Consider the following 7,027-nt stretch of genomic DNA (forward strand, 5'->3'; position numbering starts at 1 on the left):
CTGTTGGGTGGGGGGGGGCGCGCGGCGCGGGGCCCCCCCCCCCCCGCCCGGCGGGCCCGGTGAACCGTACGTCCCGCGCGCCGGCCGTTTTCGTCCGCACCCCTTGACATCGGTAGCTCTCCGAGCATCCTTGTCTAGACACAACTCATGTCTAGACAAGGATGTGCTCGCATGAGGTCCCAGGAGCAACTGCTGTCCGCGGATCCCGCACCCCCACGGAAGAGCCGCCGGTACCGGGGGATCGGGGCCCAGATCGGCGTCGCCATGGCGCTCGGCGTCGCCGTCGGGTTCCTGTTCCCCGGCTTCGCCGTCGACCTGAAGATCGTCGGAGACCTCTTCCTCGCCCTGGTCAAGGCGGGCGTGGCGCCCCTGGTCTTCTTCACCGTGGTCATGGGCATCGCCTCCGCGGGCGACCTCAGGAAGGCGAGCCGCATCGGCCTCCTGGCCCTCGTCTACTTCGAGGTCGTCTCGACGCTCGCCCTCGTCGTCGGACTGGTGGCCGCGAACCTCCTGGGCGTCGGCAAGGGGCTCGGCTCCCTCCCCTCGGACGGCGGCGCCGCCCCCGCGGCCGGGGAGGGCGAGCACGGCTTCACCGCCTTCCTGAAGGGCATCGTCCCCGACAACTTCGTCGGAGCCTTCTCCTCGGGGCAGTTGCTCCAGGTCGTGGTCCTGGCCGTGCTCTTCGGCATCGGACTGCTCGCCCTCGCCCCGCATCTCCAGACCCAGGTCAACAAGGGGCTGGAGGTCATCTCCGAGACCTTCTTCGCCTTCGTCAACGTCATCATGAAGCTCGCGCCGATCGGCGCGTTCGGCGCCATCGCCTACTCCGTCGGCGCCAACGGCAGCGGCATGCTCCTCGCCCTGGCCGAACTCGTCCTGGAGTACTGGGCGGTGGTGGCCGTCTTCATCGGCGGCGTCCTCGGCCTGGTCTGTCTCCTGGCCGGGTTCAACATCTGGCGCGTTCTCCAGTACGTCCGCGTCGAGATGACGCTGGTCCTGGGCACCGCGTCCTCCGAGGCGGCGCTGCCCGGCCTGCTGAAGAAGCTCACCCGGATCGGCTGCTCCAAGCAGACCGTCGGACTGGTCGTACCGACCGGCTACGCCTTCAACCTCGACGGCACCTCCCTCTACATGGCCATCTGCACCATGTTCGTCGCCAACGCCTACGGCATCGACATGAGCATCCCGCAGCAGCTCGGCCTTCTGCTCATCATGCTGCTCACCTCGAAGGGGGCGGCCACCGTCTCCGGCGGCACCTTCGTCGTCTTCGCCTCGACGGTCGCCGCGACCGGCTACCTGCCGGTGGAGGGCGTCGCCGTGCTCTTCGGCGTCTACCGGCTGATGTCCATGGCCACCGCCTTCTGCAACACCTTCGGCAATGTCGTCGCCACCTTCGCCATCGCCAAGTGGACCAAGGAGATGGACGTCGACAAGGTCAACCGGGCCCTGGCCGACCCCAAGGCGTTCCTCGCCCTGCCGGAGACCCCGGAGACCCCGGAGGACCGGGAGACCCCGGCGAACCGGGAGAACCCGAGGGATACGAGCGACCCGGAGGACCCGGAGGACCCGAACGACCCGGAGGACGGCGACACCTCCGCCGGCCCCCGCACCACCACCCCCCAGCCCGCCATCGCGCAGAAGTGAGCCCCTCCGTGAGCACGACCGTCTTCGACTCCTTCCTCTTCCGTGACATGTTCGGCACCCCGGCCATGCGCGAGGTGTTCAGCGACGGCGCGTACGTACGCCGCCTCATCGACACCGAGACCGCGCTCGCCCGCGCCCAGGCCGCGGTCGGGATCATCCCCGCCGAGGCGGCGCGCGACATCACCGGCAAGGCCGACTTCGACAGCCTCGACCTGGAACGGCTGCGCGCGGAGACGGAGATCGTCGGCTATCCGGTGCTGCCTCTCGTCAAGCAGGTCGCCGACCAGTGCGGGGACGCCGGCCACTACCTCCACTGGGGCGCGACCACCCAGGACATCATGGACACCGCGGTCATGCTCCAGTGCAAGGAGGGCGTCGCGCTCCTCGGGGCCCAGCTCGACCGGGTCAGGCACGCCCTGCGCCGGCTCGCGCGGGAGCACGCGGACACCGTCACCGCCGGCCGTACCCATCTCCAGCACGCCCTGCCGGTGACGTTCGGCTACCGCTGCGCCGTGTGGCTCTCCGCCCTCGACCGGCACGCCGAGCGCCTGGAACAGGCCCGGGTCCGCGCCCTGATGGTCCAGTTCGGCGGCGCCGCCGGCACGCTCGCCTCGCTCGGCGAGGGCCCCGAGGGGCTCAGGGCCCGCGCCGCGCTCGCCGGGGAACTGGGCCTGGCGGACCCGGCCATCACCTGGCACGTGGCCCGCGACGGACTGGTGGAGCTGGTCTCGCTCTTCGCGTCCGTCGGAGGCTCCCTGGGCAAGATCGCCTGGGACGTGATGATGATGTGCTCCTCGGAGTACGGGGAACTCGCGGAGCCCTTCGTCCCCGGACGCGGCGCCAGCTCGACCATGCCGCAGAAGCGCAACCCCATCTCCAGCGAGCTGATGTTCGCGGCGGCCAAGCTGCTGCGCGACAGGTCCTCCTCGATGCTCGACGCGACCATGCAGGACTTCGAGCGGGCGACCGGCCCGTGGCACCTGGAGTGGGCGACCGTCCCCGAGGCGTTCCTGCTGCTGTCCAGCTCGCTCCACCAGGCGGAGTTCATGCTCTCCGGGCTGGAGGTCAGGACCGACCGGATGCGCAGCAACACCCTGCTGACCGGCGGCCTCATCGTCGCCGAGGCCGTGATGATGGACGTCGCCCCCGTCCTCGGCCGCAACCAGGCGCACGAAGTCGTCTACGAGGCGTGCCGCGCCGCCATCGAGACCGGCACCACCCTGGAGGCCGAACTGCTCACGCACGACGACCTCGTCCGTACGCTCGGCGCGCCCCGCATCAAGGAACTCTGCGACCCGGCCCGCTACCTCGGCAGCGCCCGCACCATGACCCATGACGTGGTCGCCCACCCGACCGGGCGGTCGAGCCGGTAGCGGCACGCGGCGGAGCAACTCCCGCCGCCCGTAAGGGCGGCGGCGTCCGCGCCGTACACCCCTTCCTGCCCCGTGCGGTACGGTCGAAGGGCCCGCGGCCCGGCAAGGGCGTCGACACGCCCCGGTGCGGGCGGACCCGACGGAGCCTCACCGAGGAGGGGCCATGCCCGACGCGTACGAGAACCCGGACGAGGAGAGCCCGGCCCGTATCGCACGCGCCCGCTACGCCCTGTACGTGGAGACGCTCAGGGCCCGGATGGCCACCGGGCAGTTCGACCTGCTCATGGAGATCGTCCGTATGTGGGCCGAGGCCGGGGGCGGCACCGTACGGCTTCAGCTCGACGACGCGGAGCGGGAGTTGTTCACGCCGGAGGTCCAGCAGGAATTCCTCCATCTGATGGGCCTGATCGGCGCGATGCAGCCCGGTCACGAGGACCGGGCCGACCATGTCGTCGCCCATCTCGGTGACGGCGAGCACACCAAGGGCGCCATGTCGCTGGTCCCGCCCGAGGTGGCCGCCGACCCGGACAGACTGCGCGCCATGCGGGAGAAGCTGGAGGCCCAGCAGAGCAGGCGCCACAGCGATGAACAGACGGTCGAGGGCATCGCCCGCGCGAGTGGAATGTCCCCGGCGGCGGCAGAGGAGGACGGCACGGACGGCGAGGGCAAGGGCGACACCGCTCCGTAAGGCGTGTGGGGCGCGTCAGCGCTCCGCGCCGCGCGCCGCCAGGACCGCCACCCCGCCGCACACCGCCATCCCCGTGAACGCCGGCACCGCCGACCCCGCCCCGCCCAGACCGGCCAGCGGCGCCACCACCGCGCCCACCGCGCTCTGCGCCGTACCCAGCAGGGCCGACCCGGTGCCCGCCGCGTCCGGGACCCGCGCGACCGCCAGCGACGCCGCGTTGGCGAGCACCAGCCCCAGGCCGCCGCAGAACACCGTCACGAGCGGCAGATACGTGGTGAGCGTCAGCGCCCCCGCCCCGGCCGCCGCGAGCAGTGCCAGCGCCGCCCCCGCCGCGCGCAGACCGCGGCGCAGCAGCCGTTCGGGCGCGACCCGGCCCACCAGCCGCGCCGCCACCGCGCCGGAGAGCGCCAGGACCAGCGCGCCGCCCGAGAAGACCAGGGAGGAGGCGCCGACGCCCAGCCCCAGCACGTTCTGGAGCAGGAACGGCGACCCGGCGACGTGACAGAACAGCGCGCCGAAGGCGAAGGAGAACGCCAGCGCGTAGCCGGTGTACGCACGGTCGCCCGCCACCGCGCGCACCGTACGGAGGAATGTGCCGCGCCCGCCCGTACGGCGCCGCTCCGGCGGCAGGGTCTCCGGTACGGCGACCACCACCCCGGCCAGGGCCAGCAGCGACACCCCCGCCAGCGCCCAGAACACCCCGCGCCAGCCGACCGTGCCGATCACCGCGCCGCCCGCGAGCGGGGCGAGGACCGGCGCGAGCCCCGCCAGCGTCATCAGCACCCCCAGCAGCCGCGCCGCCGCCGCGCCGGTCGCGACGTCCGCGACCACCGCCCGCCCGACGACGACCCCCGCCGCCCCGCTGAACCCGGCCGCCAGCCGGAGCGCGATCAGCGGGCCGAGCCCGGGGGCGAGGGCGCAGAGCGCGGTGGCCCCGGTGCAGAGCGCCGCCCCCGCGAGCAGCGGGACCCGCCGCCCGTACCGGTCGGAGAGCGGGCCGAGGACGAGATGGCCGAGGACCATGCCCACCAGGAACGCGGTGAGCGTGAGCTGTACGCCGGAGGCGTCCGTACGCAGCTCGGCGGCCATCCGGGGAAAGGCCGGCAGATACATGTCGGTGGAGAGCGGACCGACGAAACAGAGCAGCAGGAGCGCGGCGGTGAGCCGGCGGCGGGGCGGGTGACGGGGCACGGTACGGCGACCTCCGATGTCCGGGGAGGAGAGAGGGGAGCGGAACGGATCCGGGACATGCGGGGGAGGTGTGGAGCGGGACGGGGCGGACCTGGACGGGACGAGGTGCGCGTGCTCCGGTCGACCGGCTGCCACGGCGGAGCGGGGGCGTGGCCCCGTACTCGGAACGCCTGGCCGGTGTGGCCGTCACTCTACGGCAGGACGCGGAACGGGCGGTGTACGGGAGGGACTTCCCCTCCCGTACACCGCCCGTGGGTGCCGCCCGCGACCGCGGCGGCGGTTACGGCAGCGCCAGCATCCGCTCCAGCGCGAGCTGGGCGAAGTCCGCCGTCTCCTTGTCGACCTGGATGCGGTTGACCTCGTTGCCCTCGGCCAGCGACTCCAGGGTCCAGACCAGGTGCGGCAGGTCGATCCGGTTCATCGTGGAGCAGAAGCAGACCGTGCGGTCGAGGAAGACGATCTCCTTGCCCTCCGGGGCGAAACGATTCGCCAGGCGCTGGACCAGGTTCAGCTCCGTACCGATCGCCCACTTCGAGCCGGCCGGGGCCGCCTCCAGCGCCTTGATGATGTACTCCGTGGAGCCGACCTGGTCCGCCGCCGCCACGACCTCGTGCTTGCACTCCGGGTGCACCAGCACGTTGACGCCCGGGATCCGCTCCCGTACGTCCCGCACGGAGTCCAGCGAGAAGCGCCCGTGCACCGAGCAGTGGCCCCGCCACAGGATCATCCTGGCGTCCCGCAGCTCCTGCCGGGTGAGGCCGCCGTTCGGCTTGTGCGGGTTGTAGAGGACGCAGTCGTCGAGCGACATCCCCAGATCGCGTACGGCCGTGTTCCGCCCCAGGTGCTGGTCGGGCAGGAAGAGCACCTGCTCGCCCTGTTCGAAGGCCCAGTTCAGGGCGCGCTCGGCGTTCGAGGACGTGCAGATCGTGCCGCCGTGCCTGCCGGTGAACGCCTTGATGTCCGCCGAGGAGTTCATGTACGAGACGGGGACCACCCGCTCGGCGATGCCCGCGTCGGTCAGCACGTCCCAGCACTCGGCGACCTGCTCCGCCGTCGCCATGTCCGCCATGGAGCAGCCCGCCGCGAGGTCCGGCAGGACGACCTTCTGGTCGTCGGTCGTCAGGATGTCCGCGGACTCGGCCATGAAGTGCACACCGCAGAAGACGATGTACTCCGCGGCCGGCCGCGCCGCCGCGTCCTTGGCCAGCTTGAAGGAGTCGCCGGTCACATCGGCGAACTGGATGACCTCGTCGCGCTGGTAGTGGTGGCCGAGGACGAACACCCTCTCCCCGAGCTTCTCCTTCGCGGCGCGGGCGCGCGCCACCAGGTCCGGGTCGGACGGGGAGGGCAGGTCGCCGGGGCACTCCACACCGCGCTCGCTGCGCGGGTCGGCCTCCCGGCCGAGCAGCAGCAGGGCGAGGGGGGTCGGCTGGACGCCGAGATCCTGGACGGGGAGGGCGGGATCCTGAACGGGCTGGGCCGTGGTCACGTCACGCACCCTTTCTTCTCAGCGGACGAGCCTTTTCGTCTCATTGACGCTATCTATCATAGCCGCTTCACGTCACGTTGACGATGGCCATAGCGTCGATGTGACGCATTCCGGTGCGGCGTCCGGTGTGCGAGCATGAAGGCAGGGAAGACACACGCCGGTGCCCGGAATGAATCCGTGGCCGAGCAGGTTGCACTGTCGGCAAGCAGTCCGTACAACCCGGGAGAGAAGCAGATGTCCGTATCGGACGAGACCACCACCGTGAACGACGGCATCCTCCTGTCCGACGCCGCCGCGGGCAAGGTGAAGGCACTGCTGGACCAGGAAGGCCGGGACGACCTCGCCCTGCGCGTCGCCGTCCAGCCCGGCGGCTGCTCCGGCCTCCGCTACCAGCTGTTCTTCGACGAGCGCTCGCTCGACGGCGATGTCGTCAAGGACTTCGACGGCGTCAAGGTCGTCACGGACCGGATGAGCGCCCCGTACCTGGGCGGCGCCTCGATCGACTTCGTCGACACGATCGAGAAGCAGGGCTTCACGATCGACAACCCGAACGCGACGGGCTCCTGCGCCTGCGGCGACTCCTTCAGCTAGGACGACCGCGACAGCGGACGCACAGAGGCGGCGGCGCTCCCCGAGTGGGAG

Annotated in this window: 6 protein-coding genes; 4 read left to right on the top strand and 2 right to left on the bottom strand. The window is 71.7% G+C overall.

Annotation, left to right across the window (positions count from 1 at the left end):
- Nucleotides 1-171 precede the first annotated feature (171 nt).
- From ACFXPK_RS25640 to ACFXPK_RS25650, 3 genes are all read left to right on the top strand, one after another.
- Nucleotides 172-1,644 carry a cation:dicarboxylate symporter family transporter gene (locus tag ACFXPK_RS25640; protein ID WP_385078992.1) on the top strand — a complete coding sequence of 491 codons (1,473 nt, stop codon included), beginning with the start codon at nt 172-174 and terminating at the stop codon, nt 1,642-1,644.
- An 8-nt stretch (nt 1,645-1,652) separates the two neighbouring features.
- Nucleotides 1,653-3,017: an adenylosuccinate lyase family protein gene (locus ACFXPK_RS25645; RefSeq protein WP_385078994.1), complete on the top strand. Its 1,365-nt coding sequence runs from the start codon at nt 1,653-1,655 to the stop codon at nt 3,015-3,017.
- A gap of 163 nt (nt 3,018-3,180) precedes the next feature.
- On the top strand, nt 3,181-3,705 hold the full coding sequence (locus ACFXPK_RS25650) for a hypothetical protein (protein WP_385078997.1): 525 nt from the start codon (nt 3,181-3,183) through the stop codon (nt 3,703-3,705).
- 15 nt (nt 3,706-3,720) lie between these two features.
- On the opposite strand, the gene ACFXPK_RS25655 is transcribed toward ACFXPK_RS25650, so the two are convergent.
- Together ACFXPK_RS25655 and nadA are read right to left on the bottom strand one after the other, a co-directional pair.
- Nucleotides 3,721-4,896 carry a Bcr/CflA family efflux MFS transporter gene (locus tag ACFXPK_RS25655; protein ID WP_385079000.1) on the bottom strand — a complete coding sequence of 392 codons (1,176 nt, stop codon included), beginning with the start codon at nt 4,894-4,896 and terminating at the stop codon, nt 3,721-3,723.
- A gap of 280 nt (nt 4,897-5,176) precedes the next feature.
- Entirely contained in the window at nt 5,177-6,394 is a 1,218-nt protein-coding gene (gene nadA / locus ACFXPK_RS25660; RefSeq protein WP_385006192.1) for a quinolinate synthase NadA, read from the bottom strand.
- 225 nt (nt 6,395-6,619) lie between these two features.
- Here nadA and ACFXPK_RS25665 point away from each other — a divergent pair, with 225 nt between their 5' ends.
- Nucleotides 6,620-6,976 (top strand): HesB/IscA family protein, encoded by a 357-nt coding sequence (locus ACFXPK_RS25665; protein WP_385006190.1) that lies wholly within the window; start codon nt 6,620-6,622, stop codon nt 6,974-6,976.
- The last annotated feature ends 51 nt before the right edge of the window (nt 6,977-7,027 follow it).

Origin of the sequence: Streptomyces sp. NPDC059142, assembly GCF_042755665.1 — a bacterium.
Classification (GTDB): Bacteria; Actinomycetota; Actinomycetes; order Streptomycetales; family Streptomycetaceae; genus Streptomyces.

Bases quoted from the DNA above. Each gene is read 5' to 3' on its own strand.
- ACFXPK_RS25640 (WP_385078992.1), top strand. From the start codon at position 172: ATGAGGTCCCAGGAGCAACTGCTGTCCGCGGATCCCGCACCCCCACGG.
- ACFXPK_RS25650 (WP_385078997.1), top strand. From the start codon at position 3,181: ATGCCCGACGCGTACGAGAACCCGGACGAGGAGAGCCCGGCCCGTATC.
- ACFXPK_RS25665 (WP_385006190.1), top strand. From the start codon at position 6,620: ATGTCCGTATCGGACGAGACCACCACCGTGAACGACGGCATCCTCCTG.